Annotated in this window: 18 protein-coding genes; 7 read left to right on the top strand and 11 right to left on the bottom strand. The window is 66.6% G+C overall.

Features of this window, described 5'->3' with window-relative positions:
- Positions 1–45 precede the first annotated feature (45 nt).
- The gene (locus ABD901_RS20755) at positions 46–561 is read left to right on the top strand and encodes a MarR family winged helix-turn-helix transcriptional regulator (RefSeq protein WP_345128751.1); all 516 of its coding nucleotides are present in this window, start codon (positions 46–48) and stop codon (positions 559–561) included.
- 246 nt (positions 562–807) lie between these two features.
- Complete coding sequence (locus ABD901_RS20750) at positions 808–2109, top strand: cellulase family glycosylhydrolase (protein ID WP_345128750.1); 1302 nt, start codon at positions 808–810, stop codon at positions 2107–2109.
- On the opposite strand, the gene ABD901_RS20745 is transcribed toward ABD901_RS20750, so the two are convergent.
- The 4 genes from ABD901_RS20745 to ABD901_RS20730 form a co-directional block, all read right to left on the bottom strand.
- Positions 2090–2773, bottom strand: a complete 684-nt coding sequence (locus tag ABD901_RS20745; RefSeq protein ID WP_345128749.1) for a hypothetical protein — start codon at positions 2771–2773, stop codon at positions 2090–2092. The two genes, ABD901_RS20750 and ABD901_RS20745, sit on opposite strands and share 20 nt — an antisense overlap.
- Positions 2774–2779: 6 nt before the next feature.
- Positions 2780–3811 (bottom strand): COG1470 family protein, encoded by a 1032-nt coding sequence (locus ABD901_RS20740; RefSeq protein WP_345128748.1) that lies wholly within the window; start codon positions 3809–3811, stop codon positions 2780–2782.
- Positions 3812–3901: 90 nt separating this feature from the next.
- Positions 3902–5848, bottom strand: coding sequence for a purple acid phosphatase family protein (locus tag ABD901_RS20735; protein ID WP_345128747.1), 1947 nt, complete (start codon positions 5846–5848; stop codon positions 3902–3904).
- Between the two features lie 99 nt (positions 5849–5947).
- Positions 5948–7144 (bottom strand): HupE/UreJ family protein, encoded by a 1197-nt coding sequence (locus tag ABD901_RS20730; RefSeq protein WP_345128746.1) that lies wholly within the window; start codon positions 7142–7144, stop codon positions 5948–5950.
- A 130-nt stretch (positions 7145–7274) separates the two neighbouring features.
- On the opposite strand from ABD901_RS20730, the gene ABD901_RS20725 reads away from it, so the two are divergent.
- On the top strand, positions 7275–7946 hold the full coding sequence (locus ABD901_RS20725) for a type 1 periplasmic-binding domain-containing protein (protein WP_345128745.1): 672 nt from the start codon (positions 7275–7277) through the stop codon (positions 7944–7946).
- Between the two features lie 3 nt (positions 7947–7949).
- Here ABD901_RS20725 and ABD901_RS20720 read toward each other — a convergent pair whose 3' ends face one another.
- Positions 7950–8729: a TIGR04013 family B12-binding domain/radical SAM domain-containing protein gene (locus tag ABD901_RS20720; RefSeq protein ID WP_345128858.1), complete on the bottom strand. Its 780-nt coding sequence runs from the start codon at positions 8727–8729 to the stop codon at positions 7950–7952.
- Here ABD901_RS20720 and ABD901_RS20715 point away from each other — a divergent pair.
- Positions 8728–10134 carry a recombinase family protein gene (locus tag ABD901_RS20715; protein ID WP_345128744.1) on the top strand — a complete coding sequence of 469 codons (1407 nt, stop codon included), beginning with the start codon at positions 8728–8730 and terminating at the stop codon, positions 10132–10134. The two genes, ABD901_RS20720 and ABD901_RS20715, sit on opposite strands and share 2 nt — an antisense overlap.
- A gap of 324 nt (positions 10135–10458) precedes the next feature.
- On the opposite strand, the gene ABD901_RS20710 is transcribed toward ABD901_RS20715, so the two are convergent.
- On the bottom strand, positions 10459–11283 hold the full coding sequence (locus tag ABD901_RS20710) for a replication-relaxation family protein (RefSeq protein ID WP_345128743.1): 825 nt from the start codon (positions 11281–11283) through the stop codon (positions 10459–10461).
- Positions 11284–12196: 913 nt separating this feature from the next.
- A complete protein-coding gene (locus ABD901_RS20705) occupies positions 12197–12490 on the bottom strand; it encodes a hypothetical protein (RefSeq protein WP_345128742.1) in 294 nt (97 codons plus the stop codon).
- 152 nt (positions 12491–12642) lie between these two features.
- Here ABD901_RS20705 and ABD901_RS20700 point away from each other — a divergent pair, with 152 nt between their 5' ends.
- Together ABD901_RS20700 and ABD901_RS20695 are read left to right on the top strand one after the other, a co-directional pair.
- Positions 12643–12879 (top strand): winged helix-turn-helix domain-containing protein, encoded by a 237-nt coding sequence (locus ABD901_RS20700; RefSeq protein WP_345128741.1) that lies wholly within the window; start codon positions 12643–12645, stop codon positions 12877–12879.
- 76 nt (positions 12880–12955) lie between these two features.
- Entirely contained in the window at positions 12956–14236 is a 1281-nt protein-coding gene (locus tag ABD901_RS20695) for a TIGR04013 family B12-binding domain/radical SAM domain-containing protein (protein WP_345128857.1), read from the top strand.
- Positions 14237–14243: 7 nt separating this feature from the next.
- On the opposite strand, the gene ABD901_RS20690 is transcribed toward ABD901_RS20695, so the two are convergent.
- The 3 genes from ABD901_RS20690 to ABD901_RS20680 are packed head-to-tail and all read right to left on the bottom strand — an operon-like array spanning position 14244 to position 19110.
- Positions 14244–16097 (bottom strand): UvrD-helicase domain-containing protein, encoded by a 1854-nt coding sequence (locus ABD901_RS20690; RefSeq protein WP_345128740.1) that lies wholly within the window; start codon positions 16095–16097, stop codon positions 14244–14246.
- Positions 16094–18337 (bottom strand): ATP-dependent nuclease, encoded by a 2244-nt coding sequence (locus tag ABD901_RS20685; protein ID WP_345128739.1) that lies wholly within the window; start codon positions 18335–18337, stop codon positions 16094–16096. The genes ABD901_RS20690 and ABD901_RS20685 overlap by 4 nt, the downstream gene beginning before the upstream one ends.
- Before the next feature lie 5 nt (positions 18338–18342).
- Entirely contained in the window at positions 18343–19110 is a 768-nt protein-coding gene (locus tag ABD901_RS20680; RefSeq protein WP_345128738.1) for a hypothetical protein, read from the bottom strand.
- 282 nt (positions 19111–19392) lie between these two features.
- Here ABD901_RS20680 and ABD901_RS20675 point away from each other — a divergent pair, with 282 nt between their 5' ends.
- Complete coding sequence (locus ABD901_RS20675) at positions 19393–19905, top strand: hypothetical protein (RefSeq protein WP_345128737.1); 513 nt, start codon at positions 19393–19395, stop codon at positions 19903–19905.
- A 39-nt stretch (positions 19906–19944) separates the two neighbouring features.
- Here ABD901_RS20675 and ABD901_RS20670 read toward each other — a convergent pair whose 3' ends face one another.
- Entirely contained in the window at positions 19945–20901 is a 957-nt protein-coding gene (locus ABD901_RS20670; protein ID WP_345128736.1) for a restriction endonuclease, read from the bottom strand.
- Positions 20902–21511 lie beyond the last annotated feature (610 nt).

Here is a 21511-nt window from a genome sequence, read left to right as displayed (position 1 = left end):
ACCGTTCGCCTCGCGCAAAGTTTATCCAGGGAGTAAAACGTTCCTGTGAACAGTCACAGGGATGCGCTTCTGCGCCGCGTCACCATGGCCGAGGAGCGGATGCGCGCCCTGCTCGCCTATGACCGCACCAACCCACTCTTCTCAGTAAACCTCACGATGCAGCAGCTCAAGGTGCTGTTACTGCTCTCCCGGCACGACGGGATCTCGTCGCAGGAGCTGACGCGGCACCTCGGTGTGAGCCTGGCCACGCTGTCCGGCATCGTGGACCGGCTCGTCGCGCAGGGTTACGTGACGCGCACGGAGGATCAGCACGACCGGCGCATCCGCCGTATCCACCTCTCCGCAACCGGCCGCGCGACCCTCGTCGAGATCAGCGACGGGGGCACCCGCGCGCAGCGGCGGGTCCTCGACCGCCTCGACGACGACACCCTCGGCATGCTCGCCGTCGTCCTGGAGCGCGTCGCCGCCGCGGCCGTCGAGGACGCGCTCGATCAGGGGCTGCAGCTACCGCCGTCGGAAACGGACGAGCTCAGCGCTCGTCGTCCCATGCCATTGCCGTGATCCGCCGGCCGCGCGGGGCGCGGGCGAACTGGGTCGAGATCCAGCCCTGTGCCGGCGAACGGCACCGATCGGGCCGCCACCAACGGATCGGGTAGGCCGGCCCCTTCCCCGGAGGCCGGTCAGCCCCGACGTTCCCGGCCGCGATCCGGAAACCGGCCTACCCAGTGTGAGACACGGCGCCGGGCGCACGCCGGTTCACCCCGCCCGCACGGGTACGGCCTTGCGCTCCGGGTAGCCGCCGCCTCCATGAGGAGCGTGCTGGCGCTTGCCCTGACCGCCGCGGCCGTCGTCCTGCTGCCGCCCGCGACGCCGGCGAGCGCGGAGGCGGCGCCGGCCGCCGCCCTGTCCCCGGCCATCCGTGTGCGCGACGGGCGGCTCGTCGAGGCCAACGGCAGCGACCTGGTGCTGCGCGGGGTCAACCACGACTTCATCTGGTACCCCGACAAGAACGGCGTCTTCGCCGCGATCAAGGCCGCCGGCGCCAACGCGGTGCGCGTCCCGCTGGGCATGGGCCACCAGTTCCGCCAGACCAAGCCGGAGGAGGTCGCCACGATCGCCTCCCTGTGCCGGCAGAACCGGCTCGTGTGCATCCTCGACGCGCACGACACCACCGGCTGGGGCCAGGACAAGAAGGCGACCACGATCGCCGAGGCGGTGCGCTTCTGGACCGGCCTGCTGCCGCAGCTGCGCGGCCAGGAGGACCACATCATCATCAACGTCGCCAACGAGCCGTTCGGCGTCGGCGGGGACTGGCCGTGGGTGCAGCAGACCAGCGACGCCCTGCGCCGGCTGCGCGCGGCCGGCTTCCGGCACACGCTCATGGTCGACGCGCCCGGATGGGGCCAGGACGAGGCGTTCGTCATGCGCGACAACGCCGCGAAGGTCCGCGCCGCCGACCCGACCGGCAACACGGTCTTCGATGTCCACATGTACGGCGAGTTCGACAACGCCGCCAAGGTCAACTCGTACCTGACCACGTTCGCCCGCAACAAGCTGCCGATCATCATCGGCGAGTTCTCCGGCGAGCACCAGTGGGGCGACCCCGACGAGGACGCCATCATGGCGTACGCGGAGGCGCACGACGTGGGCTACTTCGGCTGGTCCTGGAGCGGCAACCAGTCGCAGTACAGCTATCTGGACCTGGTGCACAACTTCGACCCGGCCAGCCGCACGGCCTGGGGCAACCGGTTCCTGACCGGCCCCAACGGCATTTCGACGGACACGAGAGAAGCCACGATCTTCCGCAATGGTACGGCGGGAGCCTCCACCGCACCGCGAGGCGCCCCGGTGCAGCTCAAGGTCGTCGACGTGACCCCCGGCACCGTGCGGCTGACGTGGAAGCGAGGCACCAGCGGTACCACATATCAGGTTGTGGCGGTTCACGGAGCATCCGAGAGCCGGATCGTGTCGACCGGCAGCGCCGACGTGACCCTGCGGGGGCTCAACGGATCGACCGAGTACACGTTCGCGGTCTACGCCCGGGGCCTGCTCGGCACGCGCTCGCCGCGCTCGGCACCGGTCTACGCGATCACCCCGCCGGCGGTCTGACGCGCAGCTTGCGCGCCACGACCACGCCCAGGAAGCCGGCCACGACGAGCCAGAGCACGCCCAGCACGTACAACGGGACGAGGTCGTCGCGCCAGCCGTCCGGTTCGCCATCGATCTCGAACATCGCCAGCGGCCGCGGCCCGCTGACCCAGCCGGAAAGCTCCCGGCCGGGGTCGGCGGCCGGCCACGCGCTGACCCGTTCGACGGTGAACGACCCGTCGTCGGCCCGGAACGTGCCGATGCACTCGAAGCCGTACTCCTGCGCCTCGCACGACGACACGGCCAGCGTGCCGTGCACACCGCGGCCGGGCGCGGCGCGGTAGTGGTCGGCGGCGGTGCGCCAGCCGTCGTAGGCGAACGCGAGCAGCAGCCCGAGCAACGCCGCGCCGACGGCGAGCATCCAGCCCGACCAGTCGGCGGGCCGCGCCAGGAAGAACCGCTCGCTCGGGATGCGCCCGCTGCGCAGCACCGACACCGCCCAGCCGGCGAACGCGACGGCGAGGACCAGGCCCGCCACGGCGTGCAGCGCCTGGATCAGGATGCGGTCGTCGTCGCCGTACCGATGGCGGAGCGTGACGACCTTGGAGAGGGCATAGACCGCATATCCGGCGCACACCAGCGCGGCCGCCCCGATCCCCGCGGCGGTACGGCGCCGGACAGGCACGTGGCCTCAGCCCGCCTTCGACTTCTCGGCGAGCGCCTGCTCGACCGCCTCGCGCACCCGGGCGTCCTCGCGCGCGCTGCGGCGCGCGCGGCCGCGGCGCAGCAGGAACACGCCGCCGACGGCGAGGGCGATCAGCACCACGAGCGCGATCAGCGCCGGCCACGGCACGGCCCAGGCGCCGGCGCTGGCCTCGACGGCGGCCAGCGACGTCGTGGAGCCCGACGCATCGGCCAGGCGGGGCGTGAGCGTCACGGTCGCGGTCAGCCGCAGGGTCCGGTCCACGCCGTGGACGCTCACCCGCACCGGCCAGGTCTCGCCGGGCAGCAGCTCCGGCGGCGCCGCGACGGCGCCCGCGTCGTGCCGCCACCACCCGAACGGGCCGGCGACCGAGACCGCCTGCTGCGCCGAGAGGATGGCGTTGCCGCTGTTGCGAATCGTGTACGTCACGATGGCGTCGCCGCCGGCGTAGCTCACCTGCAGGTTGTCCACGGCGAGCCCCGGCCGCAGGTCGCCGCCGACGCGCAGCTTGATCCGGATGCCCAGGCGCCGCTCCACGTTGATGCTCTGGGTCGCGTCGGGCTGGGTCAGGGAGGTGACGATGCCGCCGGCGTAGTCGCCGGGCGTCGCGTTGGCCGGCACATCGAGCGTGAACGGGATCTCGGCGGTCTGCCCCGGCTGGATCGCGACGGTGGGGTTGGCGGCCTTCAGCCACGCGCCGATGCCGACCGACTTCTTGTCGCGGGTGAGCAGGTCGAGCTGCCCGGAGCCGGTGGTGTAGCCGTCGCCCGCGTAGACGCTCAGGTTGAGCGGGGCCTTGCCGCGGTTGGCGACCACCATGGCGTCCTTGACCTGTCCACCGGGGTTGACGGCGTAGCTGAAGCTCGACCGGTCGGCGCCGTAGCTGTTGGAGGCCGTCCGGACGGTCCAGGCTACATCGCCGTCCTCGGCGAACGCGGGTCCGGCGCCGGGGCCGGCGATCGCGACGGCGGCGAGCAGCGCCGCGACAACGGTGCGAAGGATGGGCTTCCGCAGCTGCATCTGGGGTCCTCGGCTCGGGTGGGGCGAAACGGAAAGGCCGGCGGGGCGGGCCGTGGTGGCCCGTCCCGCCGGATGGTGCGGGTGCTCCGATCAGCTGCTCAGCGCGGTGATCGTGAGCGTGGCCCGGTAGTCGCCCTTGTCGGCGCTGCTCGGGATCTTCAGCTCGAGGTCGGCCCCGAGCTGGGCGCTGCCCTTCGGGTGACCCTGGTCGGCCCAGCCGAGGCTGCGGGCCGTGGCCAGGCCGCCGCTCTGGTCGTCGTACGCCGACGGGACGAAGACACTGGCCTGCGCGCCCGCGCCGGCCACGAGGATCTTCGGCGTCCAGCCGAGGTAGGCGCCCGAGAACGTCTTACCGCCGTCGCGGAAGTCGCTCACGCTGGCCGAGATCGACCATGGAGCCAGCGAGCGGCGGCTGTCGGTCACCGTGATCGGGTTGAGGTGACCGCCGGCCTGGAAGTACTCGCCGTTGTGCTCCTGCGCGGTGCCGAGGTCGACCAGGCCGTTGTAGCCGTCGATCGTCCAGCCGAACTCGCCGGGGGCGGCGTTCGGGAGGTTGACCTGCAGCTGCTGGCCGTCGCCGTGGAACGGGTGCACCGTCACGTTGTCCACGATCGAGCCGACCGGCTGGGCGGCCGCGGTGTTGTTGCACCACGCGACGTTGCCGCGCTCGACCGCCGCGTTCGGCGCCGCGCAGGTGCCGGAGCGGATGTTCTGCACGACGAGCTTGTCGTTGCGGACCTGAACCTTGACGTAGGAGCGCACGTGCTCCTGGTTCTCGACCGAGTTGTACCAGTAGTTGTTCGGGTTCAGCGGGTCGGCACCGTTGCCGGCGCCGCTGGTGCCGCTGTTGTCCGGCGCGGTGATGTCGTAGTACTTCGAGCCGGAGGCCGAGTTGCCGGTCACGTAGAGCACGCCGCCCGGGCCCGGGTACACGTCGGCGGCGCCGGGCTGCTCGTCCGGGTTCGCCTTCGCGCCGTTCTTGATCAGGTAGCTGCGGGAGTAGCTGTGGTCGTGGCCCTGCAGCACCAGGTCGACACCGAGGTTGGAGAACGCGGTCGGGAAGTCCAGCCGGCGCACCTTGTTGTCGGAGTCCTTCGCGTGGTCGGCCGGGGAGTAGATGGCGTGGTGGTACACCAGCACCTTCCACTTCGCCTCGCCGCCGTGCTGGTTGATCACGTCGGTGACGTAGGCCAGGTGCGCCGCGTCACCGCCGCCGCCGGACGTGCTGGTGTAGCTGTTGCTGTTCAGGTCGATGAACAGCACGTCCTTGTAGATGTACCAGTAGTCGCCGCCGGACGTGTTCGACGCCGGGTTGCCGTTGGCGTAGAGCGGGGCCGAGCGGTCGGTGTTCGGCGTGAACAGGTGCTGCTCGTAGGCCTTGCCGCCGACGTCGTGGTTGCCGATCGTCGCCGCCCACGGGTACTGCCGCAGCTTGTCGGGGGCGAGGAAGGCGTTCCACTGCGTCTCGGTGTTGGCCGTCTCGACCTGGTCGCCGCCCGACACCAGCAGTTCGGCGTTCGGGTTGGCCGCGAGCGAGACGTCGAGGGTGTCCTGCCAGCCGGCCTGGTCCTTGGCGACGTCGCCCGAGGAACCGATCTGCGGGTCGCCGTAGAACAGGAAGTCGTAGTCGCCCTCGAAGTCCTGCGTCTTGAACGAGTACGCCGGCGACCAGTTGCCCTCGGTGCCCACGCGGTACGAGTACGCGATGTGCTCCTGCAGGCCGGTGAGGGTCGCGTGCCGGTTGAACCCGCCACTGGTGGCGATGTTCGCCCCGCCGATGGCGGCGAAGGTGGCCGCCGACGCCGGGAAGTCGCCGTTGACCAGCGCCGACGTGGGAGCGAGCTGGACCTTCTGGGCGGTGTCGGCCGAGGAGTACCAGGTCACGATGCGCTGGGACTCGTCGGCACCGACGCCGAGGATGACGCCGGTGAGCGTGGCCGGGTCGTCGGCCGAGGCCGGGCTGGCCAGGCCGCTGCCGAGCGCCACGACGAGGCCCAGAAGGCCCGCCGCGGCCACGCGGTGCGTGCTGTGCTTCATGTTTACCCTTTTCCCGATGGGGATACGGTTGGAGCGGACCTACGCTTCCGCCGCCCGGTGAAGCGATCATGAACCGCGGCTGGCGGCCGACTGCACGTCTCAGGACTCGACGATGCGCTGGACGAACCAAATCAGGCCCATCACGGACACTCCGGCGGCGATCACACCCGTAGCCCACCGCCCGGCCAGCGGCGAGCGCCGGCGCAGCACGACCAGTAGCGGGAACGCGACGCCGATGAGCGCCAGCTGCACGACCTCGATGCCGACGTTGAACACCAGCAGCGACCACAGCAGGGTCCACGACCAGGCCTCGTGGATGCCGAGCGCGCCGGCGAAGCCCAGCCCGTGCACGAGCCCGAAACAGAACACGACCCCGAGACGCGTCCAGCCCGCGCGGTCGAGGCTCAGGTGGCCGCCGCCCGACGTCTCCAGGTCGCCCGCGTGCGAGCCGCGCCGCGCCAGCCGCCACAGGTGCCAGCCCGCGACGACGGCGATGGACAGCGCGATGACCGGCTCCACCAGCCGCGCCGGCGCGTCGACCGCCCCGAGCGCGGCCAGCATGAACGTCACCGAGTGGGCCAGAGTGAAGCTCGTCGCGGCCAGCACGATCTCGCGCAGCCGCCGCGAGCCGGCGATCAGGGCGAGCAGGAACAGGATGTGGTCGACGCCGGTCAGCAGGTGCTCGGCGCCGAGGCGGAAGAACTCCCAGAAGCGCTGGTACCACGCCTGCCCGGTCGAGAAGCCCGGATGCCCGGCGTCGAGGGCGGCGCTGCCGGTGCGGCCGTCGATGTCGTACGTGACGATCGTCTTGACGCCCTTGACGTAGCCTTCGGCGTCCGGGAACAGCGCGCTGCGCACCTCGTGCGCATCGGAGCGCTCGGGGCACGCCCAGTCCAGCAGCATGCGCGCGTACGGCACGCCCTCCTGCTCGCCCATCGTGAACCCGCCGATCGGCGCCGGCACGCAGGCCCGCCCGCCGGCGGTCACGGCGAAGCGCTCGGTGACGTAGCGGACGGCGGCCTCGGCGTGACCCTGCAGCGCCGCCGCCTGCCCGGCGTCGTCGCGGGCCTCGAACGCCGCGGTGCCCGCCCGGAACAGCGGGTCGTCGCCCCCGGCGTCGGCCGCGGACACGACGAAGAGGTCGTACTCGAGCTCCAGCGCCGTGCGGACATGGCCGGGCTCACCGGCGGTGACGGTGGCGTACACCGTCGATGAGAACCCGTGCGCGGACGCCCGGACGGGCGCGAGGACCGCCAGCAGCACCGCGGCGATCGTGATCAGGGTGCGGTACAACATGCAGCTCCTTCGCTCCGGGAGAGCACCCTGCACCCCGTGCGTGAACGCCGATCTCCGCGGCGGCGAACCGATCACGAACAACTCGCGCGCCGATTGAAGGCGGGCCGCGGCGGGCCGCAAGATGAGCGCCGTGCGCACCCACATCCGGGCCGTCGCCGCCCTCGCCGCGCTGGCCGCCCTGGCCACCGGCTGCGGCTCCGCCCCCTCCGACGACTGGTCGCGGCCCCGCCCGGCGCCCAGCGCCGTCGGCAGCCTCGGCCCGGGCTTCGTCGACCCGTCCGCCCCGCCGACCCCCGAGGGCACCGTCACGCCGCGGCCCGGCTCCTGGGACGGCGTGCACCCGCCGCGCGACTACCGGGTGGTGCTGCTGAGCGCCGGCGACGACGCGCCCACCCGCGCCCTCGTGGCGGCCGTCCGGTCGTGGGCGGCCGCGGAGCACGTGGACCTGCGCACCGTGACCGCCGCCGGCGAGGCCGACCTGGTGCCGGCCATCACCCGGGCGCTCGACCTCCATCCCGACCTCGTCATCAGCGCCGGCGACGCGCTGGTCGACCCGCTCGCCGTGGTCACCGCGAACCACCTGGCGCAGCAGTTCCTGGTCGTCGGCGCGGAGCTGGCCGAGCCGACCCACAACGTCACCGCCGCCGACTGGTCCGGCGCCTCGTACCGCGGCGAGGGCCTGGGCGCCTCGTCGAACTACGACGCGGCCTCGTTCACCCCGCAGCGCTGCGACGCCGCGATCCGCGCCGGCGCCGCCGCCGTCCTCACCGGCCTGACCGGCATCGTGGTGTGGCTGGCCTGACCGTCAGTCCAGCAGCCGCAGCGTCCGACTGCGCCCCGGCCGCGGATTCTCCTGCGCAGCGGCGGCCAGCTGCGCGGCGTGCGCGCGCTGCTTCTCCCAGTGCCCGTAGAGCGCACCCTGCTGCGCCAGCCGCGACACCGCCCGGATCGTCTCCGGATCCACGTCCCCGGCCGGCGCGTCGCGCCACGGCGTCCCCGGCAGCGGCATGAACACGTGCGAGTGGATGCGCGCCCCGAGCGCCGCGAGCTCCTGCGCAAGCTTGAGCGACGCCTCCGCGTCGGCCGGGTCCTCCCCCGGCATGCCGAAGATCATGTCAACGTTGATCCGGAACCCTTCGGCAATCCCCAGCCGCACCGCCCGCCGCACCGACTCGACGTCGTGCCCGCGCTTGGCCGCCTCGAGCACCCGCTCCGAGCCGGACTGGGCGCCGACGATGAGGTTGTCGTTGGCGCAGTACCGCTTCACCAGCCGCAGCGCTTCGACGCTCATGTGCTCGGGCCGGATCTCGCTCGGGAACGACCCGAAGAAGACCCTCCCGTCCGGCCCGATCCCTTCCTTGCAGCTCGCCAGCAGCTCCTCGACGGCAGCGAGGTTGGGCTCCTCGTCATCGGCGCCGTAGGACAGCGAGGTGGGCGTGATGAACCGCACGTCGCGCTTGCCGAACTCCCGCATCCGGTCGACATGCCACCGCACGTCCTCGACGCTGCGGTGCCGGAACCGCGCGGAGAACATGAACGGCGTCTGACAGAACCGGCACCGGTTCTGACGTAGACTACTACCTATGACGACCGCTGTCTATCTCCGCATCTCGGAGGACCGCCTGGGCGAGGGGCTCGGTGTCGAGCGGCAACGCGAGGACGCCCGCGCCCTGGCCGACCGGCGGGGCTGGACCGTGCGCGAGTTCGTCGACAACGACATCTCCGCCACCAACGGCAAGTTCCGCCCGGGGTACGCCGCGCTGATGGCTGCCGTGAAGGCCGGTGAAGTCGAGCGAATCGTCGTGTTCCACACGTCCCGGCTGTGGCGGAACCGCCGGGAACGTGCGGACGGCATCGAGTTGCTCCGGGAAGCCCGCGTGAGCGTCGTCCCGGTCAAGGGACCGGAGCTGGACATGACGACCGCGTACGGGCGCGGCATGGCCGGCATGATCGGCGAGTTCGACACGATGGAAGTCGAGATCAAGTCGGAACGCCAGCGCCGGGAAGCCCAGCAGCGGGCCGAGCACGGAAAGCCCGCAAGCGGGCGCCGGGCCTTCGGGTACACGGCGGACGGCATGGCGCTCGTCCCGGACGAGGCGGAAGCGCTCCGCGGCGCCTACCAACGACTCCTGACGGGACGAACCTTGACCGGCATCGCCCGCGACCTCAACGCCGCCGGCTTCGCCACGACGATGGGCGGTACGTGGCGCCACAACGCGGTCCGGCTGATGCTCGGAAATCTGCGCAATGCTGGCGTCCGGACCCATCGCGGCAAGGAGGTCGGCAAAGGACTCTGGCCGCCGATCGTCTCGGAGGAAACCGTCAGGGCCGCCATAGCCATCCTGTCCGAGCCAAGGCGCAGGACCAACCACGTCGGCAATGCGAGGCGCTGGCTCGGCACCAGGCTGTACCGGTGCGGCCGGACTGACTGTGAGGCGCTGGTCGTCTCGACCTACCGCGAGAAGTACGCCGACGGCCGAGTGCGTCGGGTCTACCGGTGCCCGTCGTGCGGCCTCTCCCGACTGGCCGAGCCGGTTGACTCCTGGGTGCGGCGACTCGTCGCCGACCGACTCGGCCGACCCGATGCGAAAGACCTCTTGAAGACCGGCGACGACAATGCGGGAGAAGTCGAGGCCCTCCGTACCAAGGCGATGGCACTACGGGAACGGCGGGACTCCGCCGTGAAGATGTGGGCTCGGGGTGTGCTCGACGACCAGGAGCTTGAAACCGCGAAGCGTGAGATCGCCGCCGATCTGGCCGAGGTGGAAGCGAAGCTCGCGGAGGCGGGTAAAGAGAACGCCCTGGTGCCGTTACTCACCGCGGAGGACCCGGTTGCCGAGTGGCGCAAGTTGAAGGGCCGAGTTGACCAGGAGCAGGCGGTGATTCGGGCACTCACCACCGTGCGGCTTCTTCCTCCCCCGCTGGGCCGACGCGAGTTCGATCCCGACACCGTGGACCCCGACTGGGAACCGGCTCGCTCGGCGCGATGAGCCATCTCGGCGGGCGCGGCGGCCGTCGCGCCCGATGAGATGGGTCAGTTGGTTCGTTTCGGGAGGGGCCTCAGCAGCGCCGCCAGACGAGCGCGCTGCTCCTGCGTCAGCGGTGGAGCTCTGTCGACGACCCGCCGGGCGTGCTCGGCGAGCGCGTCCTCTTCCGCCGAGTCGTCGGGATCAGGGGCAGACTCGCCACGCTGCGAGGCGGCTGTGGTCTTTGCGGGCGCACGTGATGACGTGCCACGGTGTGCGGCCATCTTCCTCCACGGCGTACCGGGCGGCTGGGGTCAAGTGGTCCCGTCATGGCGCTCCTCTCGGGGTTCAGATGTCGATCAAGCGGGTGAGCGGTCCTTCTCGCCGGTGACGCCACCAGACGGCACCAGCCGGATTGCCGCGAACGGCCGTGGCCACCGGGTATCGGACGCCGTTGGCCGTCAGCTGCTGGTGGAGATGTCGCTCGCGCAGCGGCGAGTGGAGGGAGAACAGCACCGGCCAGCGATGGCCGGTGACGCCCGCCATCTCGGCGTAACCGGAGAGCTTGTCGACCAGCATCGACAGGGGTTCGGTGCCGGTGTCGTACTCAAGGAAGAACGGCAGGTCCCGGTCAGCTTCGACCCAGATGCCGTGACCGTCGGGGCGGATTCGGGGTGCGTACACGAGTTGATGGACTTCGGTCACGCCCGGTTCGGCGAACGCACCGCGCTCTTGGCAGCGCCGGGCCGGCCACCAGCGCTCCAGCGCGGCATCGGGATGGGTGCGGGCGTATCCCGCGAGTTGGGTGAAGAAGTCGTTGATACCCAACAGGTGCGGCAGGTTGGCCCGGTTGGTGAGGTACCACCGGCGCTTTCTCGCCTGGTCCCGGCGGGGCGGATCGTCGCCTCGTTGGGCGCTGATGACGTCGGCGCCGAGTTGGCCCAGGACGTAGTGGTAGGGATACGAGCCGCCGTCCTGGCGCTGTGGCCGGAAGCGGTCGACGAGGTCTTCTTGCAGGAGTGTGCGGAGACGTCGTTGGGCGAAGTTGACGGACGGGAACAGAGCCTGGGCGATCTGGAAACTGGTCAGCACGCCATGATCGGCGAGCCAACCGAGCAACGTGAAGTCGCGGGCTGTGAGCTTGGCTTGGACACGCATGAGCTTCTCGGTCATAGGCAACCGCCGTACGCGTCTTCTCCCCGCGGGGAGACCCCCTGTAGAGGGTCTGTCGTAACGTGCCGCGGAACGCTTGTAGGGCCAGTGAACTGCGGTGTGGGTGACTCAACCTGGTCCCGTTGGGGGTCCTGCTCAAGCAGGACACCGAACCGACCGGCCGAACGGCGACCCGAAGGGACAACAAACGGTCGCCGGGTCAAGCAAGCACTGAGCATCGGTGCCTCCATGCAAAGTCGTGGACGATTGTGTGGTTGTCCATCGCCGGCCGAACGGCCGCACACCGACGATGGACAGCTGGCAGCATGCCGGGTCACGCCCGGCTGGGCGGGATCAGTGATCCGTCTGCTGTGGTGGACGCTTCGGATGGAGTTGCCAACCAACGAGCCGGTGTACCGGGCGGCAAGCGGGCAGACGACCGTCGCCACGGACGTCCAGGCTTGGGCGAACGTGGCGCGAGAAGGTCGTGATGACCGCGAGGAGCAGGGGGCGCCGGCGCACGGGGACGCGCGACATCGGCCGATGACGTCGCGTGCGCAAGCAGCACGAGACGCACCGGAGGTGCGCGCATCCACGTATGCCGGACATCGGGCTCAACTCACCGGTGTGGGTACCTGATTGGGGGTATGCCCGATCACCGGAGCCGCCCGATGCCAACCGGCCGTTGGAATCCTCAGGCCCGTGAACCGGCTTGCGCACTTAAGGCTGCATAGGCACGGACCCCTGCGGAAGACGGCCAGCCACACGGGATCCGATCAATTGAGCATGATCGAATAGATGGTGGCCACCGAAATCGCGGTGTTTTCAGGTGGTGAACAATTTCGATGTCCGCGTTCGCCGTCAAGGCGGTTGATCCGCGCCCATCAACAAGCACCCCGGCGATCCCGGCGCCGGGGTGCCTTAGCCGCTCCGCTCAGACCAGCTCCGCCATCGCGCGCCATGCGGCGTCAGCCGACGCACGCGGAAGGACCATCCCCCGGACGGGCTCACGCAGGTGCCAGGGCTGGTCGTCGTCTCGCCTGAGTTCCGTGATCTCGATGTACTCGTTCGTGCCGTCCGGGTCGGCCACCTTCGAGATGAACAGGTCGACCCGTCGATCGTCGGTCTGAACGACGAACGGCTCGGAGCGGTGGTACTCGTCCACCGCCGGACCGTAGGCCGTGCACACCGCGCGGGCGCACCATGCCGGATGCAGCTCTTCGCTCATGATCGCTCCTGGCTCGCCGATGCAGCTGGACGGGCGCGGCGGCCCTCATGCTGGGGTTATGGCCGCCGCACCTAAGAGCAACCTACATCACATAGTGATGCAGGTGGTACCTGGTGATGTAGGTTTAGCCGACAGCAGGGCAGGGTGCGCGTGTGCCTCTGAAGAACGACGGGACGCCGTACTACCGCCAGGTGGCAGCGGATCTACGCGCCCAGATCGAGGCAGGCACCCTGAAGCCGGGCGACAAGCTCCCGAGCACTCAGCAGCTCCGCGACATCTATGGCGTCAGCGGTACGGTCATCCAGTTCGCTATGGTCGAGCTCAAGGCGCAGGGCCTGGTCGTGGGCCAGCCTGGACGCGGCGTGTTCGTGGCCGAGCGGCCAGCTTGACCAGGCGCGACGTCGATCCTCTCACCAACTGTTGTCCTGGCAGGATGTCGCTGTGAGTAACCCCGACCTCGTCTTGGTGCTGCGCTACCGCAAGGCCGTGACCTACGGCTTCCACGTGTTGCTCGGCGCGCTCGAAGAGCACGACACGACCACCTCGTATGAGGTGGTCTTCGCCGAGACGCCCGAGGCAACGATCACTGAGATCGAGGCCGGACTGGGCCGCGCCAAGCGGGTGTTGGTGTTGTGGTCGTTCTACTCACCCGATGCTGAGGCGCTCGCCGCCGAGCTGGCGACCATCAAGGCGGCGGCTCCCGGTGCACTGCACGTGGCCGGTGGCGTCCACGCCACGGCGGAGCCGGTGCAGACGCTGGACGCCGGGTGGGACGTCGCGGCGATCGGCGAGGGCGAGACCACGCTACTCAAGCTGGTGGACGCCGGCGGCGACCCGACGGGCGTGACGGGCTTGGCGTACCGCGACGCCGCCGGCCGGGTAGTCAAGACCGGACGGCCGGAGCGCCTACCGCTGGACACGTTCCGCGGCTTTTCGCTGCGCTGGCACCGCTTCAACGCCCTTGAGATCACTCGGGGATGTGCGTTTTCGTGCAGATTTTGCCAGACCCCCTTCATGTTCTCGGCGCGGTTCCGGCACCGCAGCTTGGAGAACGTCCGCTGGCACGTCGACCAGATGCGCGAGCGGGGCCTTCGGGACGTCCGGTTCATCACGCCCACCGCGTTGTCGTACGGCAGCCAGGACGAGTCGCCGAACCTGGCCGCCGTCGAGGAGCTGCTAGCGACGTGCAAGGAGGGCATCGGCCCGAACGGGCGGGTCTTCTTCGGCTCATTCCCCAGTGAGATCCGCCCCGAGCACGTCAGCCGCGACGCGCTGCGGCTCGTCAAGAAGTACTGCGCGAACAACAACATCATCGTTGGCGCGCAGTCGGGCTCCGACCGGGTTCTCGACGCGGCTAAGCGCGGCCATGGCGTCGAGGAGGTCAAGCGCGCCGTGCGGCTCGGTGTCGAGGAGGGCTTCCGGATCAACGTCGACATGATCTTCGGCATGCCCGGCGAAGACCAGGCCGACGTCGACGCGTCGCTGGCCCTAGCCCGCGAGCTGGCCGGACTCGGGGCCCGCATCCATGCGCACACCTTCATGCCGCTCCCCGGCACCCCATGGCGCGACGCCGCTCCGGGCGACGTCGATCCCGAAACCATCAAGGCCGTGGACCGACTTTCGCAACAGGGTGCGCTGTACGGCCACTGGCAACGCCAGCGAGAGCACGCGGCGAGGCTCGCGGCCGCCGCCGAGGCTTACCCTCGTCCAGGCCGGAGTAGGACATTGTTACCGATGGCCGAATAGCCAGAATCTACGGACCTAACCCGAGCCGCATTCGAACCGAATGAGAAAAAGGCGAGACACCGTAGCGATTTGGCGCGCCCCAGGGGCTTAGCCAGTGGTCTCCCTCAATCAGAATGGCAGCACGCTTGGCCCGGGTGAGACCAACATAAAAAGCCCGGCGGGATTGCTCGACCTCATGAGCGGGAGCGGGAACAAATATACCAGTAGCCTTGTTCCACCGACGCTTCGGCATTACGCCATCGATAAGCCCCGGCAGGATGACGTAATCCCATTCTCTCCCCTTCGCTGCATGATAAGTCGTGAGAGTAACTTTACCCGTTCGAAGTGCACCCGCAACATCACCGACAGTCAAGCGGTTACGAACGGCTGCATTCTGTAGCAATGCAATCGCATCACGGTCGCGCTGGAGTGGACTAGACGCGGCAATGTCAGTGATACCGATTTCGGCATCTAGTGGCTTGACCCAACCAGCAAGGTCCATATCCGGAGAGACGGTGCGCAGTGCCGTGGAAATGAGGCGAGTCGCAAATCTGCGGCGTGGCACAGGCAGACCAGCACTTTCATGTAGAGCGCGGTAACTTACTACCAATTGACCGATCGTCGGCACCGCGGAGGCTCGATCGATGTCAGGATAGCCAATCGGCTGGGGGCCGGCAATTGCACGCGCCCCACAACTGCGGACGAAGTCAACAAGATCTCCATCCGGCAGGCGCTGGTCGTTCTCGTGAACATACTCGAAGATACTGGCATCAAACGCATCGACCAACGCATCGAGTAGTGGTCCCTTACTGGGGTATAGCACGGCGATATGATGTTGCTCAACGTCACTGGCGGCAAGTTCATCAATCTTAGAGATCGTCATTGCCGCATGCTCGGCAATGGCACCCTGAACCGAAATTAGCTCAACAACGCCAGGATCAGCCCGGAGTGGATCAGCTTGATGAGCACGATCGCCGTCAACGGTAGCGTGGCTTGCCGTGATAATTGCCGAACCGCACCGATAATTGATATTCAGAGTTGTGTCGAAAAAGTCAGGCCTACTGGCCAACTCAATCAGAAAGGTTGGGTCAGCACCTGTGAACCCCATTATGGTCTGATCGGGGTCACCGAACGCGGCGACCTCAACCCCGCCGTGATCGCGAAGGTGAACCACTAGCTGGTGCAGCACGGGTCCGAGATCCTGGTACTCATCGACGATAAGCAGCGGGAAGCGAGCGGCGAGCAGTTGTGTGACTCTAGGATTTCGGCGCAGGAGCGCTAATGACTCGGAAACCATCAGATCAAAGTCGTAGCGGTGCCGATCGCGCATACGTCGTTCCATCTTTAGGGCCGCCCGCACAAGCGGATCGCGATCATCCTCCTTGGAGCCCGCCGCCATCCGCCGACGAATGCGACCAACTTCAACTTTCGCGTAGCCAGCGATCGCACCGACAGTCTCGTCGTCTAGACATTGCTGAAGGAGCGCCGTCCATTCGTCGCTCTTGTCGTCGATGACATCCCCAGGGCCAGGGGGCGTAACTCCAACAAGGGGCCCAAACGGGCGAATAATACACCTCAGGCACCAGCTATGTAGCGTACCTGCCACAAGCCGATCTCGGGCATTCACATCAAGGACGTCGAGCCGCCGCGCGATCTCCTGAGCAGCGTGCCGGGTATAGGTAATTGCCGCCAGTCCTCGACGCCCCGGGATAACCGATTCGAGCGCATAGGCAGCCTTCGCAACGAGCGTGCGAGTCTTGCCCGATCCTGGACCAGCTCGCACAACTAAGCTAGCCGGATATATTGCTGCCTCGCGTTGCGACTCATTTAGCGCAGCGAGTTCGACCGCTAGGCGCTGCGTCAGCCCGGATGGACCGATCACTCGTGACTCTCTGGCTCGTTGAGGACCTTCAGAATGCTATGACCACGAACCTTCCACGACACGCGATCCAGCGCAGCGAGGACATAGCCATACGTTCCAGCAGACAGCAATAGCTTTGCTGAGCCGACTCGGTCGAGGTTGTCGATCTGCTCGGTGGAGGCCAGTTCCAGGTCGGCTAGCAACGACTGCGGTTCGGCTTCTTGAATGTGGCTTGCGAGCCGCTGACTGTAACGGCCCTTACTTACCGAATTGATGCGCCGCAGAAGTTCTAGTCGCTGTTCATTGTCGTCCAATCCGGCCCTTAACGATTCGACCGCAGCGACAAACTTCTTGACCATAGCGTCCGAGCCGTCAAGCTCTTCATACGCGGCAATCATCTCATCGCCGAGCATTGGAACCAGGTCAGGTTCGAGCGTATGCACTCCAACGAACACATCCGCTTTCATAGCGGTCCACCGGGCGTTAGTGGTATCGGCCGTGTCGCCTGCGCCCACTACATCATCTGCAAGCTCTTTAAGCTCTCGCCCGAGTGCAGGACTTCGCGGAAGCTTGGACGCCCGAACCAATCCCGCCGCAACATATTTTCCATTAGAGGTTGGGTCGCCATCGGTAACAATGACATGAGGTACGTCGAGGGCGCCGTCTCCGAGTAAACGACGATACGGCCCGAAGTTTGTGCCGGAAATATCGGCGACCACAACGCCGTAGGCGTCAAGATCGAATCCCAGCGCAGACGAAAGCGCGGGCAGTACGTACGTCTCGGATGGCCCTTCAACTAGGATAGCGGCCGAACAAAATAACAGCTCCGCCCGATTAGCATCAATGTACCGTTCAAGATCGACGATCTCGTCCTTGTCAAGGGCCGCATGGACGGCGCAGGACGCTACAGTTCCGCTAGATTCACCACGCAGCAGGACAATGGATTGGAGACTCGTCACCGCAACAATATGCGGGCTGTGGGTCGTAACAACGAGTGAGGTCTCGTTGTGTTGCAGGTAGCGAAAGAGTTGTCGTTGCAGGACGGGATGAAGGTGAGCTTCAGGCTCTTCAACGGCAAGGAGTGCCGCGACGATTAGGTCGCGCGACTTTCTTGAGGCTAGCCTTTCGAGTAGTAGGCCGAGATATATTACGTTCGCATTACCTGTCGAGGTTTCACCGACACTGCGGCTACGGTTACTGTCAACAAACAACCGAATTGACCGAAGTAGCCGGTCCGGAATACTCGACGCGAAGCCCAGAGTCGGTTCTACGTCCAGACGTGGACCTGCCATGTCAATTAGCCGGGACCCCAATTCGTCGGCTACCGCCGTGATCGCAGGGTCAGCGGCAAGAACGTCCATCGCGCCGCGGACGTCGGCGGCTGCAGTGTCGAGCGCTGATTGAGACGGCGGACGGGCCTCCAAGAGATCTTGTAGCGGGGACCCGCGCCACCGCGACAGCTCGTTTACTGCGTCTCGAAGTGGCGGAAGGACCGTCAACGATACGTCGTCGCTAAACCGTCGCGGCGCGTCCTGCTCATCGGGACCGCCAAAGATCCTCGCTTCGTAATCATCTCGACCTAAGGGCCCAGTTGTGGCGTCGAGGCCGAGACGAGGCCGAAACACATAGGTCAGGCGTGCCGTTAGTGGCTTCAGATTAATAAAGCAACCGTCAATTGCCCCGTCCTCTCCGATGCTTTCGTCAATATCTGCCAGGTCAACCTCGATGCGCACCTCCACTCCGCTAGCGAGACTCAGACCGCTGAACTCACACACATCTTCAGCACGGAGCTTCCGTGCACTGTACGGAAGGTCAGGATCGAGAATCAGCCGCAAGGCATACAGAAGGTTCGACTTGCCGACGCCGTTCTCGCCAACGATTACCGCATTGACGGGAAATGGATCAATGACTAGATCGCGAAAATTTCGAAAGTTCTTGATCGCCAGTCGGCTGATACGCAAAATGCACGGTCCTTCGATCAAGTAGTTCACATAACTGACATGTAGGTCGATGTAATGCCCCACGGCCAGAGATACAGCGAAGCTTGCCGGAGTGGATCCCCCAATCGGATGAGAAACAGCAACGACCGGCTCCGCCACATGGACGATGCTCGGGGCAGCTCGTTGAAGGTGGCGAGTTTGTCGGATATCGGCCTGTTCCAGCGGCGACTGGGGGTACTGCACGGCGTGACCGAATGCGCCAACCCAGACCGCGACTACCGTAACGAAGCCAGTGGCGTCGAGAAAGTCGTCGCGGACCAACAGCCTTATTGGTTTTCGGACGAGACAAGCAAGACCAAGCCACAGTCAAGTAGTGCGGCAAGGCGTTGAATCCGGCGAGCGGCTGGGGCATCGAGTGCTCTGCTGAACCCTCGGCCGAGCGTGGCTGCGCTTGACATCAACGCCTCTTCCAGGAGGCCAAGGCTAATCCGAGCGCGGGGCCGCCTGTCGGCGGCGACCCTGGCTCGCACCTCGGTCTCCGCGACTAGACGTTCCCACGTGGTCTGACGGCGCGGGGGTCGTGGGCTGGACAAGACCTGGCTGGTCCCCGCTTCGTCAGTGACGAAGTGATGAATCCCGGTGTTCGCGCCGAATTCACTGGGGCTGACGAGGCTCGACCTGTCCAGTACCTCGCCGTTGGAGTAATAGGTGTCGAACTCATGATCTTCGTGAAACGTCGGAGCTGCGTAGTAGACCTCACCGACCTCGGCTCCTGAGAGCAGCCGCGCCTCCAAATCCAGCAGGGCATGGTGCTGGTGGCCGTTCGTGTCGATGGCGAAGCGGTAGTGACGGCCGTCGACGTAAGGCCATGTCTGCGACGCTGGATGACGCCGGCTTACGTAGTGAACGCGCTTGAACTGAAGGAACAGTGCGTACTCCACGAACGGCAGCTTGGCATCCCACCCGAGTTCCTCCTCCGCCACCAGGGATGGCAGCGCCGGTGCACCGCTTGCCCGGTAGACCCGGGCGAGCTCGGACTCCGCCTCACGGATCGCTGCATACCCATACGAGAACTCCGAGAAAGTGCACTCCACGGGTCCACCTTATTGAAGCCCATCCCCTGTCGGTCCGAACGGAACGGCGCAGATTGGGTTACGACTCTTGCCGCACGTTGCGCGCTGCAACCAGTGGGTACGGTAGCTCGCGGACGGCTCCTACCAGGCACTGAACTTCAAGGCGGGTTTGCCCGCCGAACGCCGGGCGAGGTTGGTCGAGCAGGCCCGGACCGGCCAGGCGATCCCCGCCGATCTCGCCCGCCTCGTCAGGGTGGTGAGTACACCGTCCCGGACCGCAACCCCGACGGCGAGCTCCTCGTCGTGGTCACCACGCTGACCGACCACCACGAGGTCCCCGCGATGGAGCTGGCGGGTACTTACCAGCGGCGCTGGGAAGAGGAGCCCGCGCTGGACGAGATCAAGACGGATCTGCGCGGCCGCGGCGAAGTCCTGCGATCGGAGGCCCCGGGGCTGGTCGAACAGCAGATGTGGAGACTGCTGCTGGCCCACTACGCCATCCGCGCGCTGCTGCTGCACGCCGCTGACCCGGCCGGCTACGACCCCGATCGCATGTCGCTCGTCAAAGGCCTCCGCGTCGTGCGCCGCCAGGTCACCGACCAGGCGGCCATTACCCCCTGCGCACCTCCGCACCGCTCTCGAGGACGCGCTCACCGAGATCCGGCACCGGCCGAACCCGGCCCCTCCGCGACCGCAGCTGCCCCCGTGTCATCAAACGCGCCCGCCACAACTCCTACCGCGTCAAACGACCCGCCGACCGGACCACCCGCCACCCCGGCCCACAACACCGCTACTGGCCTGCCCGAACAGCCTTAACTGAACGGCATTGACCCTAGTCGTCCAGTGACAGTTGCTTTAATTCCCCAATATCAGGCGGAACGGCTCACGTTCAGCAAGAACGATCGATGATTTTTCCCTGATCCAATCCTCAACGGAACGGTCGCCTTCAAGAAGGAAGATAAGCTCGTTCAGCTCAGCGAGCACCATCATTTTCTGTGACAGCACGTCGCGGCATGCGCGTATTGCGGCCTCCGTATACCCTGAATTTGAGATAAAGAGACCTCTTGCGTCAGGTCGCCTGAAGAGTCGGAACAGATGACTGGACATCGGGGCGATATCGATGGGAGCACTCCACCACTTCACCTCGACGAGATAGATGTGGCCATCACAGGAGACTACGCCGTCGATCTGCTCCTCAGGCGTCCCAGCGTTCCGCACCTCAAACGGCTCGCGAACCTGTATCCCCTCAATTTGACACAAGTCCGCAAGTAGCTTCTCGACTTGACTTCCGCGCAGTTGCGCGTTGGCGCTTCTCTGCAAATCCACAATTCTGGTACGAAGATTCGACCGAGCGTTACGGCGGAGCCGCTGTTCTTCGAGCTTAGTTTCCTGCTGGCGAATCCGGGCTTGCCGCTCCCGATCACGCTCGCGTTGCATACGCGTAAAAGCATCTCGCACGTCCACCATTTGGCGCACCGCAGCTACCAACCCTCTCGCCTTGTCCTGTTCGTTGGGCCAAGACAGCGAGAAGTCCTCCCATTGCGTTACTCGGCGGACGACCTCCCTGCGCTGAGCTAGAAACCGGTCGCCACCCTCGTTCAGTTGGCGAACTACCGTGCGCGCAATATAATATTTGCTGATCGCTTGTGGGTCGCTGTCTACCGTGGACTGCATATCGCGCAGCATCGCTTCAGGAATGCCGGCACTGCGGAAGAAGTCGAGGGTTTGTTGCTTGGACTTGACCAGGATCGGAATGGTCTCGACCAACCGCTCGACTAGATCTGGCGTGTGGTGCCAGCTGGCATCCGACAACGCGCTCTCCTTCGAGGATGCCGGTGCGCGACCCTCGCGTACCACGATGAATGCTACCGCTCGAAGCCGGACGGTAGAACACTGAGGCCCGCTTCGCGGTTTTTGTACGCTATAGTGGGCTTAGTATCAGCCGCCATGATCTGCAGCTGATTGGTCTTTCTGCATCAGTCTGGTAGACGTACTTGCGGCCCCAATGAGCATGCGACAACGCGGTAAGCTACGCCGCCGGTGTCTAGTTGCGCCTGGGAGCCGATTGCGGATCTTGATATTCGCTTGCGGTTCGTTGCTGTACAGGGGCCGGTCGTGGCCTCGACCACCCGATGAACCGTCTTCGGCCAGCCGCCAGAGCTACGAGTAAAGCCCGCGGCGCATTCTCGCGATCTAGCGCTTCGTGTCGGTTGATGAGCACCGATGCCAACGGGTTTTTAAAAAAAACCCTGCGGGGAAGGCCGCACGGATGACATTCAGGAACGGGCTACCTCAACTCCCAAAGGATGAGAGCGCGGTCGGTGCCGGCGGAAACAAGCAGGTGCTGACCGTCGGGTTGTGGCACCGCGATCACTGTCCGCACGGTGTCGGTGTGGCCGATCAGTTCGGCGATTGGCCGGCC

This window comes from Dactylosporangium darangshiense, from assembly GCF_039537565.1.
Classification (GTDB): Bacteria; Actinomycetota; Actinomycetes; order Mycobacteriales; family Micromonosporaceae; genus Dactylosporangium; species Dactylosporangium darangshiense.
This window is presented reverse-complemented; position numbering and strand designations above follow the sequence as displayed.